Genomic DNA, 20761 nt, shown 5'->3' on the forward strand with positions numbered 1-20761 from the left:
TCGACTGTTCGCGCTTCCGGAAGCGATGCGTTATCGGGAGGATCCTGCGGGAAACCGCAGCGCCGTCTTGAAGATCCTGGCGGCTAGTGTGAGCTTGTAAATTGCATTCGCTGACATTTGCCGTCAATCCGAAAACCGACTATCGAGAGTTTCCGAATGTTGGGCCAAGGGTTGTTTGCGGTCCGACACTTTCATCTTCCGAATTGGGTGTAGCGAGCAAGCCTTTGATCAGTCAGAAGTGGTCGCTCATGTGGCTGCAGGCGTGCACCAATTCTGTCGCCAGGCCTCAACGCTCAGCATCTCGTGCATGTTGTCGGTCTGAGGACTGCGAGTCTCATGCCTAGTTCACCGTAGAGATGTGAGTGCCGAAGACCAGATCTTCTAGTGTTGGTGGACCGCAGTTGGAGATAGGCAACGTCGTGGCTCTCACGCTGACCGATCAACGCCATCGTCATCCATTTTCATTCGTTTGGAAGAAGAGGAGCATGGCTTTCCAGGATCCATTGATTTGGTCCAGCTGATGCCAGTGCCTGGGTCGTATGTGCAGAGTATTTTCATGATGGTGCAGCACTACTCCGTCATTGCGAAGTTGCTGGATCAGCAGTTTGATGTCGACAGGGTCCGAGCTGGATGTGGCGACAGCGGCGACACTGGCGACAACCTGCGGAATGCCACGGTTGGCATCTTGCGACAGTTTGGCGACGGAAGTGGCGACACACCGCAGGACAGGGGGCGTCTGATTTTTCGACTGAAAGCGGCGTACTGCGTCATTCAGACGGAACACGGCACACCTCGAAAGTCTTGGCGTCTTGGCTCTTCACACAGTTCGCTGTGAGTAACTCAACGAGGAGCGTGGCGGTGTGATTACAGCTCTTGCGTGCAAAGCGAGGGCCGTTGCGATTGATGTCTCGGATGGTGAAGCGGGTCCAGCCTTTCTGCTTCAGCCAGCGTAACAAACGATCCGCTTCCTCACGTAGGATGTTAACCGGCTCTTGCTCAGTCAAGCGCTGGATCTCGGCCAGGTAATAATCCATTAGCGTTGAAGCGCGCTGAATATGCTCTTCGTTCAAGGCACAGGCTTCTTCGATTACCGCCAGAACCCCCGCGATGCGCAGTACATTGGCAGCAGCTTTACTTGCGACGGATTGAACGCCGGCCAGCTCCCCGAACTCGCCAGACTGGCACTCTATGGTGTCGTGAATATCAATCCAGGCCAAGCGGGCGCTGTCCGTCAACTCCAATGTCGTGAGCTTGAGTGATCCGTCCTTGTTGGTCGCTAACGGTTTCTTCAGCAGATCAGTGATATGCGTTTGGTAGCGTTGGATCTTGGGGTCTTGCGTCAGATCTACCGCCTTGTACAGGCGCTGACCGATCAAACGTTCAGGCCAACTGATCAGGAATCTGCCGAGCACACCTTGACCATTGATCATCGGATCTTTGAGGAACTGATTGGCCAGGTACGGCTGCAGCATCAGATGCATGCTGAGACGACGATCATAGGCTCGCAGGCTTTCACCGGGCATGGACCGTGTCCGGTCAATGGGACTGCCATCCCAGATTCTTGAAAGCGTGGTGATCGCTTTGAGCTGGTTCTCTTTGCTCATGGTGCTGCCACCGAGGAATTGACCGCCTTCGTCATTGAACAGGCCCATGCTCGGCAACCCATAACAGAGGTTTTTTATGAGTGCTTCGATGGTGGGGTCGGTGGAGATCAGCCTGGGCTGGACGGGTTCGGATAGTTCACAGATTTCATGCTTTGCCTGTCGTTGGGCTTTGGCCGTAAGGCGAATGGCAGATTGGTAGACGTTGAGCTTTTCTGTGTACACAGACCACTGCTCTCGCTCCCAGTTACGCGCTGCAGAGAGAGCTTGATGATCCACTGCACTTTTACGGTCACCTGATGATGCGACCGTCAGCAGATACAGAGACAGCGGATAGGTGCGGCCATCGAGTTGTACGTTGAAGTGGCCTTGAGTCACTAGAGCTGCGGTGGCCAGCACCGATTGTGCGGTCATGGCACTCGGTGCGCCGATAACCTCTGCCATCCGTTCTACCGCTCCCCCCAGGAGTTCACCCAGCGCTTCGACCGGGTAGGTCAATGGTTGGGGCCGATAATCCAGAAGAGGGCGCGGTGGATCGCATTTTTCGCACAGTTGCATCGACAACAATCTCCTTATGAGGTCAGTTTTTCCTCGCTCCTTAGGAAGAAGGACGACAATGTGTCGTAGTCTCAGTGCTCTAGAACTACTCGGAATCGCCGCTAACTGCTCCTCGTGAGGCGTTGGTGTACCCCACGTTCGACTAGCGATCAACCGGGACATTGGGAATGCAACTGACGTAGAAGACCTTGGATCTCGGTGGCTCTAGATAGATTTACTACCGTTTGTAAGATCGCCAAGCGAGCCACTGCAAACGTTGCTGCGAAGCCTTCCCGACCGCAGCGGCTTTGGCGGAAAAGTATGATCGACACTTGTGGTGGCGACGGCCGCCAGTTTGTCGCCTCGCCCGTGGTCAGAGACGACGAGGGTTGTCGCCGCTGTCGCCGCCGTCGCCATCAAGTTGACTTTGTTTAACGAATCGAGACGACTTTCCGGCTTCTGTTTTCATGGATTGCTGCTATTGAAAAGTCACCTGTGGCCGCCTTTTGAATGTGCTCGCTCCACCAGGCCATCATTGGACGTCGACGCTCAATATAGTCTGCGCGGTTGTAAGCGCTTCTAACCTCATCTTTGTCGACATGAGCTAGGGCAACCTCAATTAGTTCGGCATCCCATGCATGCTCGTTCAGGATGGTGCTCGCCATGGAGCGCATTCCGTGGCTTACGAGTCGCCCCTCAAACCCCATCCGTTTCAGCGCCATGTTGGCGGTCTGGCTGTTGCAATGGGTGCGAGGATTACGGTCGGCGGGAAACACGTACTCCCTGTGTCCGCTGTAGGGCTTGATGGCTTCCAGGAGCGCCAAAGCGTGCTCCGTCAGCGGGATGATGTGTGTGCGACGTTTCTTCATGCGCTCCGCTGGGATCGTCCAGATCTTCTTCTTGAAGTCGATGTCAGCCCATCGAGTGGTCGCAGCTTCTGCTGGCCGAGTCATCGTGTGGAGCTGCCACTCAATGAGGCATCGGGTGGTTCTTTTGATGCTGGCGTTGGCAATTGCCACCATGAGTTCATTGAGCTCATCGGGGGGCAATGCCGCCATGTTTTTCTTCTTTGGTTTTTTGAAGACTGATCGAATTCCGCTCAGGGGGTTGGCATGAATGAGTCCGTAGTTCACCCCGTAAGTCATGATTTCGTTGAGGCGTTGGGTCAGGCGCTTGACCGTTTCCAAGCTGCCTTTGGTTTCAAGTGGCCTAAGCAACTTGATGACCTGAGGCGCGCTGATTTCAGAAATTGGGGTCGCGTGTAGATCCGGGAAGATGTGCAGCGTGAGCGAGCGCCAAATGTCTTCAGCGTAGGCGGTTGTCACGGAGTCTTTCTTCAGTTCAAACCAGGCTGTCGCCACGTTTTGAAAGGTGTGCTCTGTCGCGGCTTTTTTCGCTTGGCGATCTGCATCGCGTTGCTCTTTCGGGTCCAGTCCCTGGGCAACCAGCTCCCTGGCTTCAACCGTGCGTTTTCGCGCATGAGCCAGGCTGAGTTCTGGGAACGTCCCCAGTCCCATGTTGATCCGTTTCTTGGTCACGGGATGGATGTAGTTGAAATTCCAAAGCCTTGAACCGTTGGTTCGGACTCGTAACTGAAGGCCGTCGCCGTCGGTCAGTGTGTAGTCCTTGTCCTTGGGCTTGGCGGCTCTGATTTTCATGTCTGAAAGGCGTGTGGCTTGGGCTCCCATGGGTACTCCAACGCTGTTTGTGTATTCCAAAATTTACCAGTCACGGGCTTGGAATACGCCTTGGAATACATTTCAAAATGGATCTGCCTGAAGCGCTGTGGAGCTCAATGGCCCTGAAACCCCCGTATTTACTGGATTTCAGGCACAAAAAAAGACGTCCGTGGACGTCTTTAGATGATGAAGTGGTGGAGCCGGGGGGATTTGAACCCCCGTCCGCCAGTACTCCGCTGTCGGTACTACATGCGTAGCCGTTTCTATTAAGTTAACCCTCAGCGACCCGAAGGGCAGGGTGCTTTGGGCGAGTTGTGTAAGTTTTAGCCGCTTCGTCCACAACGTACTGCACGGCGATTCTGTTCTATATGACAATCACTTTGGGTTTACAGACATCCCCTGATGATTGCTGGACCCGAAGGTACCAGGAGGGAAGGGCTAAGGCTGCTTACGCAGCGAGAGCGTATTCCCCGTAGGTTTCGTCATTGGCAACTATAGAAAGTTGCAACAGTGGATTTACGAGTTCTGTTACCAACTCGGCATGCACCTAAAGTTTCGCAACCGGCGTCGAATCCTAAACGGCCCCGAGCCTGTTGCTCGGTGAATCAAAGTGAGCAACAAGCCTGCGCATTGTACGCCAACACGCGTGAGAAGGCCAACCCGAAGGTTGGCCGCGAGTGGTTACTGGTTGGGTTCGCTGCTCAGTTTGTCAGCGCCAATGCCTGGATGGCCTCGGTGGCGCATTTTTTGTCGTCCCCGGCGGCTTTTGAAGTTTTGGCGCTGGCCAGCAGTCTTTTGATCTCCGGTGCGTTGGTGGAGGTCGCTGGTAGCGCATTCACTTTGGCTTCGAGTTCCTGCAGTTTGCTCGTGCAAAGGTCGTTGTCCGCTGCAAATACGGGAGAGGCCAACACTGCAGCAGACATGAACAAACCCGCGAGTGCGGTACGTTTCATGGATATCTCCTTGTACTGATGGTCTCGGTGCTGCCGTATGAGCGGGCGGCTCGGGCGAGTCCGAAAAATAAGCCACGATTGATTAGGGCCTACCTAAAAGACTACGACACGGCGCAGAAATTCGGTTTTTTCAGAATGGCTATGAAAAAACTGTTTGATAGTCGATGGGTGCAGTGGCACTAAAAATGGGGGTAATTGCTTCTGTATCGCGGGTGGGGTTGTGTAAGTTTTAGCTGCTTGAACCGGCGTCAAATCCTGAACGGCCCCGAGCCTGTTGCTCTGTGATTCAAAGTGAACAACACGCCCGCGCCGTGTGCGCCACCGCGGTGGATAAGGCCAACCCGAAGGTTGGCCTGGTCACACGGGATTACTTGTTGGTTGGGTTTCGCGTTTGAATTTTCTCAAGCAAACCGCTAGTGATTCCAACGCACCCCTTGTCGTCCCCTGCGGCTTGGGCTGCTTTTGCTTTGTCCAAACCGGCTTGTATGTTGTCCTTGGCGTTTTCTGATGTGGCGGGATCAGAGTCCAGTACCTGCTGAATTTGGCTTATGTTTTGTTTGCAAAGGTCTTTATCTGCCGCAAACACCGGCGAGGCCAACAGTGCGGTGGTGATGAACAATCCAGCAATTGCAGAGTGCTTCATGGGTATCTCCTTGCGCATGAGGGCTCGGTGCTGCCGGTGAAGTAGGCTGCTGGCCGAGGTGGTTATAAGCCCGTTCACAGGGCCTAGCTAAATGACTATAGCCGCATGCTGGAGTTCGGTTTTTTTTTGAAGGCGTGTCGAGAAGATTGGCGCAACAGCAGTGCATGAAAAAGGGGCGAAATCGCCCCATTTTCACCAAAGTGCTCTCAAGCCGGACGCACTCGCGTCACACGATCCACCAAGTAAACCAGACCGTGATAGTCGATCCCGCCATGTTGGCTCAGGCCGATTTCGCAGGTGCGGCTGGTGGAAATGCCTTCTGCGCAGAACTGCACGGCGTCTTTCAGGCTGCGCAGTGAGTGAGCGTTCAGTTCGGGGGTGGTGAAGCCCTTGTCCCCTGCAAAACCACAGCAGTGAATGCCCTCTGGAATGACCACGTTTTTGCTGCATTTACGCGCCAGATCAATCAGCGCCTGACTCTCGCCAAGGTGCTGGGTGCTGCAAGTGACGTGCACCGCGATCGGCGCTTCCTGCGGTGTGAAATCCAGGCGATCCATCAAATGCGTACGGATGAATCGCACCGGGTCGTAAAGGTCGAGTCGGACTTCGCCCAAATCCTGAACCAGCCGTAGCGTGCACGGGCTGGTGTCGCAATAGATCGGATCGAGCCCGCCGCGACTGGCGTGCAGCAATGCGCCGATCAGTTCCTGGCGTTTGTGCTCGGCCTGTTCCGCATAACCTTTGGAGGCAAATGGCTGACCGCAGCAGAGGCTGTCCTGATTGTCGGGAAAGACGACCTGGTAACCGGCTTTTTCCAGCAGCCCACGGGTTTTGTCGTACAGCGACATCTGCTCTTTATCACCCGCTGCCGGGCCCATGACCCGCGAGACGCACGCCGCCAGATACACCACACGAGGGCGTTGGTCCGATACGACCGGGCTGAAACGAATGGCTTTTTCTGGCTGCGGCATAGCGTTGGTCCATTGCGGGACATGACCTTTGGACAACTTGGTCAACGTCGCCGACAGCTTCGCCAGGCGCGGTGCGCCCAGCAGCATCCGCGCACCATTGGCAACATGCAGGGTGAAACGCGCGCCTTGCAGTGCCGTGGCGAAATTGCCTTCAAGCCAGTTGGCGGTTTTCGTATGCGTCGCCTTGCGGCCGCGAAGCTTTTTCACCAGCTCACCGGTGTTGATGCCTACAGGGCAACGTTGTGCACACAAACCGGTGGCGGCGCAGGTGTCGATGCCTTGGTATTCGTAGGCGGCTTCAAGTTCGGCGGTGTCGACGCCTGCGCGTTTCTTCGCCTGAATATCACGCCAGATCACGATGCGCTGGCGCGGGCTCAGGGTCAGTCCTTTCGACGGGCAGACCGGTTCGCAGAAACCGCACTCGATGCACTTATCCACAATCTCGTCGGCGGCCGGCAGCGGTTTCAGGTGCTTGAGGTGGATCTGCGGATCTTCGCTGAGCACCACGTCCGGGTTGAGGATGCCATTAGGGTCGAGCAGCCGTTTGAGTTGCCACATCAGTTGATAGGCATCGCTGCCCCATTCCAGCTCGACAAAGGGCGCCATGTTGCGGCCGGTGCCGTGCTCGGCCTTCAACGATCCGCCAAACTCCACCGCCACCAACTGCGCCACGTCGTCCATGAATGCCTGGTAGCGTGCGACTTCTTCCGGGTTGTTGAAGCCTTGGGTGAAGACGAAGTGCAGATTGCCTTCCAGGGCATGGCCGAAGAGGATCGCCTCGTCGTAGTGGTGTTTGTCGAACAGCTCGATCAGGCGGTTAACGCCAATGGCCAGCTGTTCGACCGGGAAGGTCACGTCTTCGATGATCACCGTGGTGCCGGTTTTGCGCACCGCACCGACGGCAGGGAAGGTGTCTTTGCGGATCGCCCAAAGTCGAGCGTTTTCCACGGGGTCCTCGGTGAAGTCGACTTGTTTTTCCACCGGGAAAGAAGTCAGCGACGCCATGATCTGCGCCAGTTGTTCCTGTAGCAAAGTGGACGATGCGGCTCGGGATTCGATCAGCAAGGCGCAGGCATTGTTCGACAGCTGTTGTACGAAAGCGGGCATGCCGGGTTTGTCCTGCACCGAGCGCAGGCTGCGACGGTCCAGCAGTTCCACGGCGGACACCGGCTGGCTTTTCAGCACGGTGACGGCGTTGCAGCAGGTCTCCACATCCGGAAACACGATCAGCGCCGAAGCCTTGTTCGGGTGGTCGATGACCGTGTCGTAGGTCACCGCGCTGATGAAGCCGAGCGTGCCTTCGGAGCCCACCAGCAAATGGCTCAAGATATCCACAGGCTCGTCAAAATCCACCAGCGCATTGAGTGACAGGCCGGTGGTATTTTTCAGGCGGTACTTGTGGCGGATTCTCGCAGCCAGTTCGGCATTGGCGCGGGTTTCGCGGCCCAATGTCGCCAGACGTTCAAGCAGCGCGGCGTGGCTCTGGTGAAACGCGGCAACGCTCGCCGGATCTTCGGTATCGAGACGGCTGCCGTCGGCCAGGACCAGACGAATACCGGCCAGCGTGTGGTAGGTGTTCTGCGCGGTGCCGCAGCACATGCCGCTGGCGTTGTTGGCGACGATGCCGCCGATTTTGCAGGCGTTGATCGAGGCTGGATCTGGACCAATCTTGCGCCCGAACGGCGCCAGCCAGGCGTTGGCCTGCGCGCCGATCACGCCCGGTTGCAGGCGGATTTGCGTGCCTTGGCCGCGGATCTCGCGACCGTTCCAGTTATCCCCAAGCACGATCAGCACCGAATCGCTGATGGCCTGGCCGGACAGGCTGGTACCAGCAGCGCGGAAGGTCACCGGGACCTGGTCACGTTGTGCCAGTTTCAGCAGCGCCACCACTTCGTCTTCGGACTCGACACGGATCACCAGTTTCGGAATCAGTCGATAAAAGCTGGCGTCGGTGCCGAAGGCCAATGTCGACAATGGGTCGTCGAAGCGCCGCTCTTGGGGGATCAGTTGCTGCGCATCTCGCAGGAAAGCCGCCGGTAGAGTCATTGGTCCTCCAGAATCAAAACCACCAGGTCTTTCGGACCGTGCGCACCATAGGCCAGGACTTGCTCGATGTCGGCCGTTTTCGACGGGCCGGACACCAGCAGGGCGTTGGTCGGCATGCCTTGCGCCCAGTTGAATTCCTGTTGGACCTGATAGAAGTTGTCGCGAATTTCACTGGCCTTCAGCAGGGCAAAATGCACGGGCGGAACCAGGCTCATCAAGCGCGGTTCCTCCCGTGTTGGCCAGAGAATCAGACTTCCGGTGGCGGCAATTGCGCCAAGGGTGGTGGTCAGGCTGGCCGGGGTGTCGTTGAACAGCTCGGCTTTCCACTCTTCAACCGGACGGTCGTAGGACTTGAGTGTCGGCAGATCAGGATTGTTCGCCCAGTGTTGAGTGACGCGTTGCCCATGAGGCGTAGTCGGCGCGATCAACAAGCTCGGCAACTGACGGTCTCGCAACAACTGTGCGAGCAGCGCCGGCCAACCTTCGCCGGACGTGAGGTGGATCTCGGTGTGCACCGCTTCCATCAGTTTGCGCAATTGCGGGATGCGTTGCTCGGCGGTGTAGGTGTAAGGCGCAGTCACCAGCTCGACGTCGAATTCGTCGGGCACGGGCGTGGTGCCTGTCAGACTTTTCCGTAGCTTGGCGAGGATGTTTTGCTTGGCGCTCATCAACGATCTCCCTGTTTGGCCAGATGCTCACGGGCCATGTCATGCAGTGAGCGGGCAGCGGGTTTCGGTGCGCTGTGGTTTTGCGTCCACGGGCCAACATTGTTCGGTGCCAGGGCACGCAGTCGTGTGGCGACAAAGCCGAACAGACGATACAGCGTCGGCGAGCTGTTGAGTCTGGCCCAGGCGTTCCAGATAAAACGTTCCTTGCGCGAATATTTGCTGCCCTGACCGCGCATGACTTGATGCGCACTGTCCGGGGCTTTGACGTTCTCTTCCCGCAGGCGACGCAGCAGTGCCGGGATCGGAATTTTTACCGGGCAAACTTCACCGCAAGCACCGCAGAGCGACGATGCGCTCGGATGGTCCGGGACGTTCGCCAGGCCGACCATGTGCGGGGTGATGATTTTTCCGATAGGCCCAGGGTAAACCTCCCCATAGGCGTGACCGCCAATTCGGGTGTACACCGGGCAATGATTCATACAAGCACCGCAGCGGATGCAGTTCAGGGTCTGGCGCAATTCGCTGTCGGCGAAGGCCTGGCTGCGACCGTTGTCGAGCAGGACCAGATGCACTTCCTGCGGACCGTCGAGTTCATGTTCCTTGCGCGGGCTGGAGATCATGTTGACGTAGGTGGTGATCGGCTGGCCGAGGGCCGAGCGGGTCAACAGCGATAGCAGCGGAACCACGTCGCGCAGGTTTTCCACGACTTTTTCGATGCCGGTCACCGCGATGTGCACCGGCGGCACCGTGGTGGTCATGCGGCCGTTGCCTTCGTTTTCCACCAGCAGCAAGGTGCCGGTTTCGGCCACGGCGAAGTTGACGCCAGAAACGCCGATGTCCGCTTCGAAGAATTTCTGTCGCAAGACTTTGCGACCGATCTGAATGAGTTGGTCAACGTCCTTGGTGTACTCCACGCCAAGTTTGTCGTGGAACAAGGACGCGACCTGACCGGCATTCTTGTGGATCGCCGGCATAATAATGTGTGAAGGCTTCTCGTGATCGAGCTGGACGATGTACTCCCCCATGTCCGACTCCAGGCATTCAATGCCTTGAGCTTCGAGGACATGGTTCATCTCCATCTCTTCGCTGACCATCGATTTGCCCTTGATCACTTGCCGCCCCTCGTGAGCGCGGATGATCGAGAGGACGATGCCATTGGCCTCGTCCACCGTTTCCGCCCAGTGCACTGTCACACCGTTGCGGGTCAGGTTCTGTTCCAGCTGCTCGAGCAGGTCGGGCAACTTGGATAACGCACGGGCACGGACTGCATTGCCCAGCGCTCGTAAATGTTCTCTTTCATGGGCATCGCTGAAGGACGCTGCCCGTTTTGTCATCAGAGAATCCATCGCAGTACGAAAGTTGTTTCGCAGCTGCTTGTCACCCAATGCCTTGTGAGCCCGGGTGCGAAAGTCTTCTTCCACGGCAACCGTAGGAATAATCGCGGAAGCGTTCATAGAACACCTCCGGTTCGCTGCCAAAGGAAACTGGCCAGGTGTTGGCCGCGCAACGCTTCCTTCTGTTTCTCCAGCGAGCCGTTGATGTTCATCAGGCAACCACAATCGGCACTGAGGACCTTGTGTGCACCGGATTCCTTCAACGACCTTGTCTTGTCAGCCACCATCGCGCCGGAAATATCTGGCATACGGACGCTGAACGTTCCACCAAAGCCACAGCATTCACTTTCGTGGCTGTGGTCGACTCGCTCCACGTTGCTCAGTTGCGACAACAACTCGCGACCGTGCAAGTGGGTGTTCATTTCACGCCGTGCCGAACACGAGGTGTGCAACGCCACTTTTACCGGCTCGCCGCCGTCCTTGAGCTGCACCTTGCAGACAAACAGCAGGAACTCGGCCAGTTCGTAAGTCCGGGCCGCCAGCGCCTGAACCTGCTTCAACGTCTGCGGCTCGTCTTTGAACAAGTCGGCGTAGTGTTCGCGCAACATCCCGGCACAGGATCCCGACGGCACCACCACCGGGTAATCCCCGGCGAACAGCGCCAGTTGCGAGCGCGCCACGGTCCTTGCCTGCTCGGTGTAACCCGAGGTGTAGGCCGGTTGTCCGCAGCAGCTCTGCCCTTGCGGGTACTCGACACGGATACCTTCGCGTTCCAGCAAGTGAATCGCGTCCATCCCGGCCTCGGGGTAGAACAAGTCCACCACGCAGGTCCCGAACAGGTAGACCCGTGACGGTTTCTCGCTGGGGTATTGCCGAGGCTCGGGCAGTGGCGGGGCGACGCGGGTCGCATTCGGCACGGCGTTGTAAAAAAGCTCGCTCATCAGGCGTGTCTCCGGGTGGACCCGGTTATCCGTCTGCTGAGGCTGCTGAATATAGAGAGGGAAACTTTCAGCAGCCTTACAGACCGGGTTGTGAATAGCTGACGCCGGAATCGTGGTCCGGCGTCGGTTTTTTCGATGTGGCTTGTAGTCCCTAGTGCACCAACATGCCAGTGAGCCAGTAGGCCTGGATGTAGGTGATCAGGCCGACGATGGTTGCAAAGAACAGGCTGTGCTTGAGGGTGAAGCGGAACAGGTCCGATTCCTTGCCCACCAGACCGGTGGCGGCGCAGGCCACGGCGATCGATTGCGGCGAGATCATCTTGCCGGTCACGCCGCCGCTGGTGTTTGCCGCCACCAACAGCACATCGCTCACGCCGATCTGGTGCGCGGTGGTTGCTTGCAACGAACTGAACAGCGCGTTGGACGAGGTATCGGACCCTGTCAGGAACACGCCCAGCCAGCCGAGGAATGGCGAGAAGAACGGGAATGCCGCGCCAGTGCCTGCCAATACCAGTGCCATGGTCGAAGACATGCCCGAGTAGTTGGTGACGAAGGCGAACGCCAACACCATGCCGATCGACAGAATCGGCCAGCGCAGCTCGTAGAAGGTCTCTTTCAAAGTGGTAAGACCAGTTTTGATGTTGATCTTCAGCACCAGCATCGAGATCAGCGCGGAGAAGAAAATCGCCGTGCCGGTCGCGGAAATCGGATCGAGTTTGAACACCGCTGTAATGGCGGTCGGCGCAGTCACGATCGGTGCGACCTTGATCACCATCTGATCCAGGTGCGGGATGGCGAAGTTGAACACCCAGCTGTACATCGAACCGCCGGCGGCGAACATGGCCTTGAACGGTTTCAGGGTCCAGATGGTGACCAGCACGGTGAGGATCAGGAACGGCGACCAGGCTTTGACGATTTCAAACAGGCTGTAAGGCGACGCTACGCTGGTGCGCGGCTGGCCGAAACCGCCGGCGCTGGCGGTCACCACGGAGGCCGAGACGGCACCGGCGATGTGTTGGCCGGCGGCGCGTTTTGGCTGCCAGACTTTCAGGAACAGCGTCAGGGAAATCAGGCTGGCCAGGGCCGAGGTGATGTCCGGCAACTCAGGGCCGATGAAGTTCGACGTGAAGTATTGGGTGATGGCAAAGCTCAAGCCGGCCACCAGCGCAGCAGGCCAGGTTTCCCGAACGCCGCGCAGGCCGTCCATCATGAACACCAGCCAGAACGGCACGAACAGCGACAGCAACGGCAGTTGGCGGCCGGTCATGGCGCCGATCTTGAACGCGTCAATGCCGGTCACTTGCCCGGCCACGATGATCGGAATCCCCAGGGCACCGAAGGCCACTGGCGCGGTGTTGGCGATCAGGCACAGGCCAGCGGCGTACAGTGGGTTGAAGCCCAGCCCTACAAGCAGCGCGGCGGTAATCGCTACCGGTGCACCGAAACCAGCGGCACCTTCCAGGAACGCGCCGAAGCAGAAACCGATCAGCAGCACCTGCAAACGCTGGTCGTCGGTGATCGACAATACCGAGCTGCGGATCACTTCGAACTGACCACTCTTGACCGTCAGTTTGTAGAGGAACACGGCCGCGACAATGATCCAGGCAATCGGCCACAGACCGTAGGCAAAGCCATAGCCTGCGGCGGCGAAGGCCATATCGACCGGCATCTGGAAGGCAAAGATCGCAACGGCGATGGACAACGCCAGGGTGATGCTGCCGGCCACATGGCCTTTGAGGCGGAACACCGCCAACGCCAGGAAGAAAAACACGATGGGAATAACGGCCGCGAGCGCGGAAACGCCAAGGCTGCCGAGCGGGGTATAGAGCTGTTGCCAGGTTTGCATATGGGGTGGCCCCTAATTGTTGTTGGTCAGGCACTGGTCAGCGTTCTTGGATAATTGGTAATACCAATTTACAATCGCTGTTGGCTAGGGTAAAAGCCTTGTATGCGGTGTGTCAATTTGTCGCCCTAAAACTTTTGTCGAATAAGTGCTGAATAGTGGGCGTGATCCGCTTTAACAAATGCCGTCTGGTAGGTGCTGGCACAGCGCCGATAGGCCAGAATAGAGGGCCCGGCGAGCCGTCGGGACCGTGGAGAATTGAGTTATGGGGTTTGATCAGATTCGTCAGCGCCGTTTGTCTGACGATATTGTCGAGCAACTCGAGGGGATGATCCTCGAAGGCACGTTGAAGTCTGGCGAGCGCTTGCCGGCCGAGCGCGCATTGGCCGAGCAGTTCGGCGTGTCACGCCCCTCGTTGCGCGAGGCGATTCAGAAACTGGCGGCCAAAGGCTTGTTGGTCAGTCGGCAGGGCGGCGGCAATTATGTGGTGGAGTCGCTGGGTTCAACCTTCAGCGATCCACTGTTGCATCTGCTGGAAAGCAACCCGGAAGCCCAGCGCGATCTGCTGGAATTTCGTCATACGCTGGAAGCGTCCTGCGCCTATTACGCGGCACTGCGCGCCACGGATGTCGATCGCGAGCGGCTGACGGCGGCATTCAATGAATTGCAGGACTGCTACACGCGTCACGATGAGGTGAGCCGGGCGGAAGAGGGCGCGGCGGATGCGAAGTTTCATTTGGCGATTGCCGAAGCCAGTCACAACGCTGTGTTGCTGCACACCATTCGCGGGCTGTTCGATCTGCTCAAGCGCAACGTGGTGACCAACATTGGCGGCATGTACAAGCAGCGCACGGAAACCCGTGACATGCTGATCACGCAACATCGGGAGTTGTACCTGGCGATTATCGAAGGGCGGGCGGAACAGGCGCGGGAAGTCTCCAGCCGACATATTTTGTATGTGCAGGAAGTGCTGGAAGAAGTGCGTCAGGAAGTGCAGCGCATGGCCCGGGCGGAGCGGCGCAAGGGGATGTAGCCATGATCATTCCCACGCTCCGCGTGGGAACGATCATCAGACCGAAAGATTAATCTTCCTTGCCCTTGTTGCGCACCGCACGCTGCAACTCGCGACCGGCGTCGCGTTCGCGTTCGGTATCACGCTTGTCGTATTCCTTCTTGCCCTTGCCCAGAGCGATCTCGCACTTGACCATGTGCTTGCTCCAGTACCAGGACAGGCACACGCAGGCATAGCCTTTTTGCTGCACGGCGGCGGCCAGTTTTTCAAGCTCGCGGCGGTTGAGCAACAATTTGCGGGTGCGGGTCGGATCGGCGATGACGTGGGTGCTGGCGGTCATCAGCGGCGTAATGTGGCTGCCGAGCAGCCAGGCTTCGCCATCCTTGAGCAGCACGTAACTGTCAACCAGTTGCAGCTTGCTTGCCCGCAGACTTTTTACTTCCCAGCCGGCCAGGACCAGACCAGCCTCGAACTTATGCTCGATGAAGTAATCGTGTCGCGCCTTTTTGTTTTGCGCGATGGTCCCTGTTGGGTGTTTCTTCTGTTTAGCCATAGGGGCGGCATTATAGGGAGTTGCACGCGAGTCGGCTACGGTATCGCTACGTGCTTGAGCAGGTTGATTGAATCCCGGACAATGCGGCCTCTTTTTTGAACGCTTGGGCGTGATAACGATGTCGACAGACAAGGTTTCTGTCCACGGCAGTTGGGCTAGCCGCTGGGTCTTCATACTCGCCGCGACCGGTTCGGCCGTGGGCCTGGGTAGTATCTGGAAATTCCCGTACATGGTCGGCGTCTACGGCGGCGGCGCCTTCGTGCTGATGTTTCTGGCCTGTATCGCGCTGATCGGCGTGCCGGTCATGCTGGCCGAAACCCTGATCGGCCGCCGCGCGCGGCAGAGCCCGGCCAACGCCTTGAAGGTGCTGGCGGTGGAAGCAGGGCATTCGGGTAAGTGGTCCTGGGGCGCATTCGCCGGGATGATCACGGCGTTGCTGATCCTGTCTTTCTATAGTGTGGTCGGCGGCTGGTCGCTGGATTACATCATCGACATGGGCCGTGGCGACTTCCAGGGAGCAACGCCGGATCAGGTCGGCGCGTACTTTGGCAATGTGATCGCCGATCCGTGGCGCCTGACACTTTGGCACACGATTTTCATGCTGCTGTCTGCCGTCGTCATCGCCAAAGGCGTGGTCGCCGGGCTTGAACGCAGCCTGCGGATCATGATGCCGCTGCTTTTCGTGATGATTCTGGTGCTGCTGGGCTACAGCATGACCACCGGGCATTTCATGGAAGGCGTGCATTTCATGTTCGACTTCCACCCGGAAAAAGTCCTCGACGGCTTGTTGCCGGCCATGGGGCACGCGTTCTTCTCCCTGAGTGTGGGCGTTGGTTCGATCATGATTTACGGCGCTTACATGCCCAAGCATTCGTCGATCTCCGGCACCGTGGTCGGCGTGGCGCTGCTCGACACTTTCGTTTCCCTGGTGGCTGGTCTGGCATTGTTTCCGATTGTGTTCGCTGCGGGCTTGAACCCGAGCGAAGGCCCGGGCCTGATGTTTGTCAGCCTGCCGTTCGCCTTCGGTAACGTAGCGTTCGGCCAGTTGATGGGCGTAGTGTTCTTCGTACTGGTCGCGGTGGCTGCCTGGAGCTCGGCGATTTCCCTGCTCGAGCCGATGGTGGCTTACCTGGTCGAGCGCACGAAAGTCAGTCGCGCCTGGGTGACTTTCTGGCTGGCGTTTATCTGCTGGTTCGTGGGGTTGGGCACGGTGTTTTCCTTCAATATCTGGAAGGAAGCCAAATTTTTCGTGAACGAAGGCGGGATGTTCCATCTCTATCAATGGGGTGCGGCAGGTGGCCTGGACTTCTTTGGCGTGATCGATTTCTTCACGTCGCGGATCATGTTGCCACTCGGTGGTTTGTGTTTCGTGGTGTTTGCGGGCTGGGTGATGGGGCGTGAAGCGGTGCGCGACGAGTTGTCGGTCCGCAACCCTGCGCTGTTCGCCCTGTCCTTGTTCTTGATGCGCTATGTGGCGCCCATCGGCATTCTCGTAGTGTTTGCCGCACAGCTGTGGAAGTGACGCTGACATGACGACACACATTCAACGTTCGGCTCTGCTGCCTTACCCGGCGCAAGCGCTGTATGACCTGGTCAACGACGTGGCGCGTTACCCGGAATTTCTGCCGTGGTGTTCCACTGCTGAAGTGCTGGAAAGCACTCCCGAGCACATGCGTGCCAGCGTGGGCGTGGCCAAGGGTGGGTTGAGTCAGCATTTTGTTACCAGAAACACTTTAGTGCCCGGCCATTCAATCGAGATGAACCTCGAGGAAGGACCTTTCACCCAGTTGCACGGCATTTGGGTGTTCAAGCCGTTGGGCGAAAAGGCCTGCAAGATCAGTCTGGACCTGTCCTTCGATTACGCCGGGCCGATTGTTCGCGCAACCTTGGGGCCGCTGTTCAATCAGGCCGCAAACACGTTGGTGGACGCGTTTTGCCAGCGCGCCAAACAAATGCATGGTTGAGTCGAAGGTTGACGTCGAGGTGGTCTACGCCGCAGTTGATCGTCAGGTGCTTCTCGCAGTGTCGGTGCCAGCAGGAACGACGGTGCGCGCGGCTTTGCTGGCGTCAGGCGTTGGCGAGACCTTCGCGGAGCTGGATCTGACCCATTGCCCGGTGGGGATCTTCGGTAAAGTAATTACTGATGCGGACACTTGTCCTGTGCAGGCGGGTGATCGCATCGAGATTTACCGGCCATTGCTGGCAGATCCGAAAGAGGTTCGTCGGCTGCGTGCCGCCAAGGCTGCTGAGGCCAAGGCCCGGAATCAGTAAGCCGCCCAAGCGCCAGACAATAAAAAACCCGGACATGCCGGGTTTTTTATTGCGTCGCAAATTATTGCGGCGAGGTTTCCAGCGGTTCTGGCGTCGGGACCGGAACGGTTTCTACACCGTCTACGTCCTTCTGGATCTGGTCCAGCAACGAGCCTGGCTTGACCGGTTTTTCCGGTTTCGGCTTCTCGGCGTTTTCTGCTGGTGCAGTGACTGTTGTGCCACTGTCCTTGCCGAGAATGGCTTCGTCGCGGCTCACGCCTGGCATGAAATCACCAGAGAGGCTGACAAGTTGGTCATTTGGGTTGAAGATAACGCTAATGCGTTCCTGTTGGCGTTCACCGCCACCCGGTTGCAGGCTGTACAGATAATCCCAGCGATCGGCATGGAACGTGTCGGTCAGCAGAGGGTTGCCCATGATAAACCGTACTTGCTTACGGGTCATTCCCGGGCGTAACTGGTTTATCATGTCCTGCGTGACGACATTGCCCTGCTGGATGTCGATTTTGTAAACCCCGGGGAATGAACAACCGGCGAGTGCGAGCAGTCCCACAAAGGTGAAACTGGTTAGCAAGAGCTTGGTGTTTTGCATCGGTGGGCGACTTCCACTATCTTGGCTGGGACAACGTAAACGCCGATCATACCCGCATTAAGAGAAGCTGCGAAGCAGCATCGCGAGAAAGCTGACCATGGTTGAAAATAGCGAACTACGCAAAGCCGGCCTCAAAGTGACCCTTCCACGGGTCAAAATTCTGCAAATGCTCGATTCCGCCGAGCAACGCCACATGAGTGCCGAGGATGTTTACAAGGCGCTGATGGAGGCTGGTGAGGACGTCGGTCTGGCCACGGTTTACCGTGTACTGACTCAGTTCGAGGCAGCTGGCCTTGTGGTGCGGCACAACTTTGACGGAGGCCATGCGGTCTTCGAGCTGGATGACGGCAAGCATCACGACCATATGGTCAACGTCGAAACCAGCGAAGTGATCGAATTCTTCGACGAAGAAATCGAGCGTCTGCAGAAAGCCATCGTCGATAAGTACGGCTTCGAGATGGTTGATCACAATCTGGTGCTGTACGTGCGCAAGAAAAAGTAAGCATGTCGCGCGAATTTTACATTCGCGAAACGAGCGAAGGCGACCCAAGGGTCGCCTTCGTGCTTTCTGCCGTCCTTAAATTTTTGCGGTGACGACCATTTTTTTCGCGTGAGCCAGGGATTCCTTGGTCAGATCGATGCCACCCAGCATCCGCGCTACTTCTTCGACGCGATCATTCTTGCTCAGTTTGGAAACAGCCGTGTGGGTCGCCTCTTCGCCGCGCACCTTGTGCACGAATAGATGTTGATGGCCCTGGGCGGCCACTTGCGGCAAGTGGGTCACTGTCAGCACCTGTCCGCGTTCACCGAGGCGACGTAGCAGTTGGCCAACGATCTCCGCGGTGGGGCCTCCGATGCCCACGTCTACCTCATCGAATACAAGTGTCGGCACACGTGAGGTCTGTGCGGTGATCACCTGAATAGCCAGGCTGATCCGTGACAGTTCGCCACCCGAGGCCACTTTGGCCAAGGCTTTTAATGGCTGACCGGGGTTGGCGCTGACCAGCAGCTCGACCTGCTCCAGTCCATTAGGCAGCAGTTCTTCGCTGCTGTTAGGACGTAATTCGATAGTGAAGCGCCCGCCGGGCATGCCCAGTCGCTGGATTTCCTGTTCCACGGCGCTGGCCAGGCTGTTCGAGGCTTGATGGCGCAGGTCGCTTAGTTCTCGAGCCTTCTCCTGATAATGACGGGCATAAGAAGCCAGCTCATCGCTCAGTCGCTCGATGGATTCATCGTTGGCGTTCAGGGTTTCGATTTCATCCAGCAAGCGCTGCTGCATCTCGGCGACTTCGGTCGGCTGGATGCGGTGCTTGCGCGCCATGGTGTAGATCGCATCCAGGCGTTCTTCCAGGTATTGAAGGCGTGCCGGGTCGGCGTCGAAGTTGTCGAGAAAGCGGTTGAGCTCGCCCACGGCTTCTTCGACCTGTATCTGTGCGCTGGTCAGCAGGCTGCTGGCTTCACCCAGTGCGCCGATCGAGTTATTGACGCTCGATAGACGATTGAGGCTGGCGGTCAGCGCGTTCAGGACATTCCCGGAATCACTTTCGCTGCATTGCTCGACCACTTGCCGACAGATACCCAGCAGGGTTTCTGCGTTGGTGAGGTTCTTGTGCTCCTGTTCCAGTTGTTCCAGCTCGTTTTCGCCGAGGCCGAGGTTTTCCAGCTCTTCGAGCTGATAGCTGAGCAATTGATGGCGAGCGCGCTGCTCGTCGCCGGAATTGGAGAGGCGCTCCAGCTCCTGGCGAGTCTGGCGCCAGCGTTGGGCGGCCAGATGCACCTGGCGGGCAAGATCAGTGGCGCCGGCGTATTCGTCGAGCAAGCGGCGGTGAGTGTCGGTCTTGAGCAGGGATTGGTGTTCGTGCTGGCTGTGGATATCGATCAGCAGTTCGCCGAGGGCTTTGAGGTCGCCGAGCGGGCAGGGCGTGCCGTTGATATAGCCACGAGAGCGTCCTTCGGCGGTGATGACCCGTCGCAAGATGCACGGGCCGTCGCTTTCCAGGTCGCGCTCTGCCAGCCAGGCGCTGGCTTCCGGGATGTCGACCAGGTCGAAGGTTGCAAGGATGTCGGCCTTGTCGGCGCCGGGACGGACTACGCCGCTGTCGGCACGGTCGCCCAGGGTCAGGCCGAGGGCGTCGAGCATGATCGACTTGCCGGCACCGGTTTCCCCGGTTATCACGCTCATCCCGCGATCGAGCTCGAGATCGAGATGTTCAACGATGGCGTAGTTATGTACGGACAGGTGCACCAGCATAAAGGCCGCTCCCAGGCTTTAGGTCTGGTTATTTATACAGTGTTTTATTTGCGGCTGACAATGCCCCTGAAGTGCTCGATCGCCTCGGTCTGACGAAATGCCTGGTCGTCGCGTAATCACAATGCAGCGTTTTTTGTAGGGTTAATCGCAACCCGCCCCTTGAAGCTGATTTTTGCGGCCCCATATACCGGGACAGAAGCGCGAGTTGAGCTCGCGGACGTTATTGAAAGGAGAATTCTATGGCTGACGAACAGACAGTGGATACGCAAAATCTAGACGCCGATCAGGCTGCCCCGGATTCGGGTGATGAACTGGCGGCTCGCGTACAAGTGCTCGAGGAGCAATTGGCTGGCGCTCATGATCAAGCTTTGCGTGTAGCGGCTGATCTGCAGAACGTCCGTCGTCGAGCCGAGCAGGACGTAGAAAAAGCGCACAAATTCGCCCTGGAAAAATTTGCTGGCGATTTGTTGCCGATCATCGACAGCCTGGAGCGTGGCCTGGAGTTGTCCAACCCGGATGACGAAAGCATCCGCCCAATGCGCGAAGGCATCGAGCTGACCCTGAAAATGTTCCAGGACACCCTGAAGCGTTATCAGCTGGAAGTGATCGATCCGCATGGCGAGCCGTTCAATGCCGTTCAGCACCAGGCAATGGCCATGCAGGAAAGCGCCGACGTTGAGCCGAACAGCGTGCTCAAGGTGTTCCAGAAAGGGTATCAGCTCAACGGTCGTCTGCTGCGCCCGGCCATGGTTGTGGTGAGCAAGGCCCCTGCGCCAGTTTCGCCTTCTATTGATGAGCAGGCTTGAAATTAGCCACAAGGCCCCCATTTAGAAGTCAAGCGTTTAAGTGCTACCGCAGTTAGCCACCAC

19 protein-coding genes and 1 other RNA gene are annotated in these 20761 nt (G+C 57.7%); 6 read left to right on the plus strand and 14 right to left on the minus strand.

Annotation, left to right across the window (positions count from 1 at the left end; genetic code table 11):
• Positions 1-451 precede the first annotated feature (451 nt).
• The 11 genes from FHL16_RS02785 to FHL16_RS02835 form a co-directional block, all read right to left on the minus strand.
• The gene (locus FHL16_RS02785; protein ID WP_138739009.1) at positions 452-784 is read right to left on the minus strand and encodes a hypothetical protein; all 333 of its coding nucleotides are present in this window, start codon (positions 782-784) and stop codon (positions 452-454) included.
• Positions 768-2159 carry a YfjI family protein gene (locus FHL16_RS02790; protein ID WP_077747376.1) on the minus strand — a complete coding sequence of 464 codons (1392 nt, stop codon included), beginning with the start codon at positions 2157-2159 and terminating at the stop codon, positions 768-770. The genes FHL16_RS02785 and FHL16_RS02790 overlap by 17 nt, the downstream gene beginning before the upstream one ends.
• A gap of 410 nt (positions 2160-2569) precedes the next feature.
• The gene (locus tag FHL16_RS02795) at positions 2570-3826 is read right to left on the minus strand and encodes an integrase domain-containing protein (protein WP_077747377.1); all 1257 of its coding nucleotides are present in this window, start codon (positions 3824-3826) and stop codon (positions 2570-2572) included.
• A gap of 183 nt (positions 3827-4009) precedes the next feature.
• Positions 4010-4403: a transfer-messenger RNA gene (ssrA, locus tag FHL16_RS02800) on the minus strand.
• A 115-nt stretch (positions 4404-4518) separates the two neighbouring features.
• Positions 4519-4770 (minus strand): hypothetical protein, encoded by a 252-nt coding sequence (locus FHL16_RS02805; protein ID WP_010463560.1) that lies wholly within the window; start codon positions 4768-4770, stop codon positions 4519-4521.
• A gap of 367 nt (positions 4771-5137) precedes the next feature.
• The gene (locus tag FHL16_RS02810; RefSeq protein WP_010463558.1) at positions 5138-5413 is read right to left on the minus strand and encodes a hypothetical protein; all 276 of its coding nucleotides are present in this window, start codon (positions 5411-5413) and stop codon (positions 5138-5140) included.
• Between the two features lie 206 nt (positions 5414-5619).
• Positions 5620-8430, minus strand: a complete 2811-nt coding sequence (locus FHL16_RS02815) for an FAD-binding and (Fe-S)-binding domain-containing protein (RefSeq protein WP_077747378.1) — start codon at positions 8428-8430, stop codon at positions 5620-5622.
• Complete coding sequence (locus FHL16_RS02820) at positions 8427-9098, minus strand: LutC/YkgG family protein (RefSeq protein ID WP_077747379.1); 672 nt, start codon at positions 9096-9098, stop codon at positions 8427-8429. The genes FHL16_RS02815 and FHL16_RS02820 overlap by 4 nt, the downstream gene beginning before the upstream one ends.
• Positions 9098-10552, minus strand: a complete 1455-nt coding sequence (locus FHL16_RS02825) for a LutB/LldF family L-lactate oxidation iron-sulfur protein (protein WP_077747380.1) — start codon at positions 10550-10552, stop codon at positions 9098-9100. Before FHL16_RS02825 ends, FHL16_RS02820 begins: the two co-directional genes overlap by 1 nt.
• Positions 10549-11373, minus strand: a complete 825-nt coding sequence (locus FHL16_RS02830; protein ID WP_010463550.1) for a (Fe-S)-binding protein — start codon at positions 11371-11373, stop codon at positions 10549-10551. The genes FHL16_RS02825 and FHL16_RS02830 overlap by 4 nt, the downstream gene beginning before the upstream one ends.
• 151 nt (positions 11374-11524) lie before the next feature.
• On the minus strand, positions 11525-13219 hold the full coding sequence (locus tag FHL16_RS02835) for a lactate permease LctP family transporter (protein WP_077747381.1): 1695 nt from the start codon (positions 13217-13219) through the stop codon (positions 11525-11527).
• Between the two features lie 262 nt (positions 13220-13481).
• Here FHL16_RS02835 and FHL16_RS02840 point away from each other — a divergent pair, with 262 nt between their 5' ends.
• A complete protein-coding gene (locus FHL16_RS02840; RefSeq protein WP_010463546.1) occupies positions 13482-14249 on the plus strand; it encodes a GntR family transcriptional regulator in 768 nt (255 codons plus the stop codon).
• A gap of 49 nt (positions 14250-14298) precedes the next feature.
• Here FHL16_RS02840 and smpB read toward each other — a convergent pair whose 3' ends face one another.
• Positions 14299-14781, minus strand: a complete 483-nt coding sequence (smpB, locus tag FHL16_RS02845; protein WP_007900551.1) for an SsrA-binding protein SmpB — start codon at positions 14779-14781, stop codon at positions 14299-14301.
• Between the two features lie 118 nt (positions 14782-14899).
• On the opposite strand from smpB, the gene FHL16_RS02850 reads away from it, so the two are divergent.
• The 3 genes from FHL16_RS02850 to FHL16_RS02860 are packed head-to-tail and all read left to right on the plus strand — an operon-like array spanning position 14900 to position 17052.
• Positions 14900-16303: a sodium-dependent transporter gene (locus FHL16_RS02850; RefSeq protein ID WP_010463541.1), complete on the plus strand. Its 1404-nt coding sequence runs from the start codon at positions 14900-14902 to the stop codon at positions 16301-16303.
• A 7-nt stretch (positions 16304-16310) separates the two neighbouring features.
• Entirely contained in the window at positions 16311-16745 is a 435-nt protein-coding gene (locus FHL16_RS02855; RefSeq protein WP_010463538.1) for a type II toxin-antitoxin system RatA family toxin, read from the plus strand.
• Positions 16738-17052, plus strand: a complete 315-nt coding sequence (locus FHL16_RS02860; RefSeq protein WP_077747382.1) for an RnfH family protein — start codon at positions 16738-16740, stop codon at positions 17050-17052. Before FHL16_RS02855 ends, FHL16_RS02860 begins: the two co-directional genes overlap by 8 nt.
• 61 nt (positions 17053-17113) lie before the next feature.
• Here FHL16_RS02860 and FHL16_RS02865 read toward each other — a convergent pair whose 3' ends face one another.
• Complete coding sequence (locus FHL16_RS02865) at positions 17114-17641, minus strand: outer membrane protein assembly factor BamE (RefSeq protein WP_010463534.1); 528 nt, start codon at positions 17639-17641, stop codon at positions 17114-17116.
• Between the two features lie 97 nt (positions 17642-17738).
• Between FHL16_RS02865 and fur the strand changes: the two genes are divergently transcribed.
• Positions 17739-18143 (plus strand): ferric iron uptake transcriptional regulator, encoded by a 405-nt coding sequence (gene fur / locus FHL16_RS02870; protein ID WP_003197684.1) that lies wholly within the window; start codon positions 17739-17741, stop codon positions 18141-18143.
• Between the two features lie 75 nt (positions 18144-18218).
• Here the strand turns inward: fur and recN are convergent, their stop codons facing one another.
• On the minus strand, positions 18219-19892 hold the full coding sequence (gene recN, locus FHL16_RS02875; protein WP_077747383.1) for a DNA repair protein RecN: 1674 nt from the start codon (positions 19890-19892) through the stop codon (positions 18219-18221).
• Between the two features lie 239 nt (positions 19893-20131).
• Between recN and grpE the strand changes: the two genes are divergently transcribed.
• Positions 20132-20698 carry a nucleotide exchange factor GrpE gene (gene grpE / locus FHL16_RS02880; RefSeq protein WP_077747384.1) on the plus strand — a complete coding sequence of 189 codons (567 nt, stop codon included), beginning with the start codon at positions 20132-20134 and terminating at the stop codon, positions 20696-20698.
• Positions 20699-20761: the final 63 nt, after the last annotated feature.

Source organism: Pseudomonas sp. FSL W5-0299, assembly GCF_005930655.1.
In the GTDB taxonomy this organism is placed as follows: domain Bacteria; phylum Pseudomonadota; class Gammaproteobacteria; order Pseudomonadales; family Pseudomonadaceae; genus Aquipseudomonas; species Aquipseudomonas mandelii.

Coding starts and splice junctions, on each gene's coding strand:
- FHL16_RS02790 (WP_077747376.1), bottom strand. CDS start 2,159: ATGCAACTGTGCGAAAAATGCGATCCACCGCGCCCTCTTCTGGATTAT.
- FHL16_RS02795 (WP_077747377.1), bottom strand. CDS start 3,826: ATGGGAGCCCAAGCCACACGCCTTTCAGACATGAAAATCAGAGCCGCC.
- FHL16_RS02805 (WP_010463560.1), bottom strand. CDS start 4,770: ATGAAACGTACCGCACTCGCGGGTTTGTTCATGTCTGCTGCAGTGTTG.
- FHL16_RS02810 (WP_010463558.1), bottom strand. CDS start 5,413: ATGAAGCACTCTGCAATTGCTGGATTGTTCATCACCACCGCACTGTTG.
- FHL16_RS02815 (WP_077747378.1), bottom strand. CDS start 8,430: ATGACTCTACCGGCGGCTTTCCTGCGAGATGCGCAGCAACTGATCCCC.
- FHL16_RS02820 (WP_077747379.1), bottom strand. CDS start 9,098: ATGAGCGCCAAGCAAAACATCCTCGCCAAGCTACGGAAAAGTCTGACA.
- FHL16_RS02825 (WP_077747380.1), bottom strand. CDS start 10,552: ATGAACGCTTCCGCGATTATTCCTACGGTTGCCGTGGAAGAAGACTTT.
- FHL16_RS02830 (WP_010463550.1), bottom strand. CDS start 11,373: ATGAGCGAGCTTTTTTACAACGCCGTGCCGAATGCGACCCGCGTCGCC.
- FHL16_RS02835 (WP_077747381.1), bottom strand. CDS start 13,219: ATGCAAACCTGGCAACAGCTCTATACCCCGCTCGGCAGCCTTGGCGTT.
- FHL16_RS02840 (WP_010463546.1), top strand. CDS start 13,482: ATGGGGTTTGATCAGATTCGTCAGCGCCGTTTGTCTGACGATATTGTC.
- smpB (WP_007900551.1), bottom strand. CDS start 14,781: ATGGCTAAACAGAAGAAACACCCAACAGGGACCATCGCGCAAAACAAA.
- FHL16_RS02850 (WP_010463541.1), top strand. CDS start 14,900: ATGTCGACAGACAAGGTTTCTGTCCACGGCAGTTGGGCTAGCCGCTGG.
- FHL16_RS02855 (WP_010463538.1), top strand. CDS start 16,311: ATGACGACACACATTCAACGTTCGGCTCTGCTGCCTTACCCGGCGCAA.
- FHL16_RS02860 (WP_077747382.1), top strand. CDS start 16,738: ATGGTTGAGTCGAAGGTTGACGTCGAGGTGGTCTACGCCGCAGTTGAT.
- FHL16_RS02865 (WP_010463534.1), bottom strand. CDS start 17,641: ATGCAAAACACCAAGCTCTTGCTAACCAGTTTCACCTTTGTGGGACTG.
- fur (WP_003197684.1), top strand. CDS start 17,739: ATGGTTGAAAATAGCGAACTACGCAAAGCCGGCCTCAAAGTGACCCTT.
- recN (WP_077747383.1), bottom strand. CDS start 19,892: ATGCTGGTGCACCTGTCCGTACATAACTACGCCATCGTTGAACATCTC.
- grpE (WP_077747384.1), top strand. CDS start 20,132: ATGGCTGACGAACAGACAGTGGATACGCAAAATCTAGACGCCGATCAG.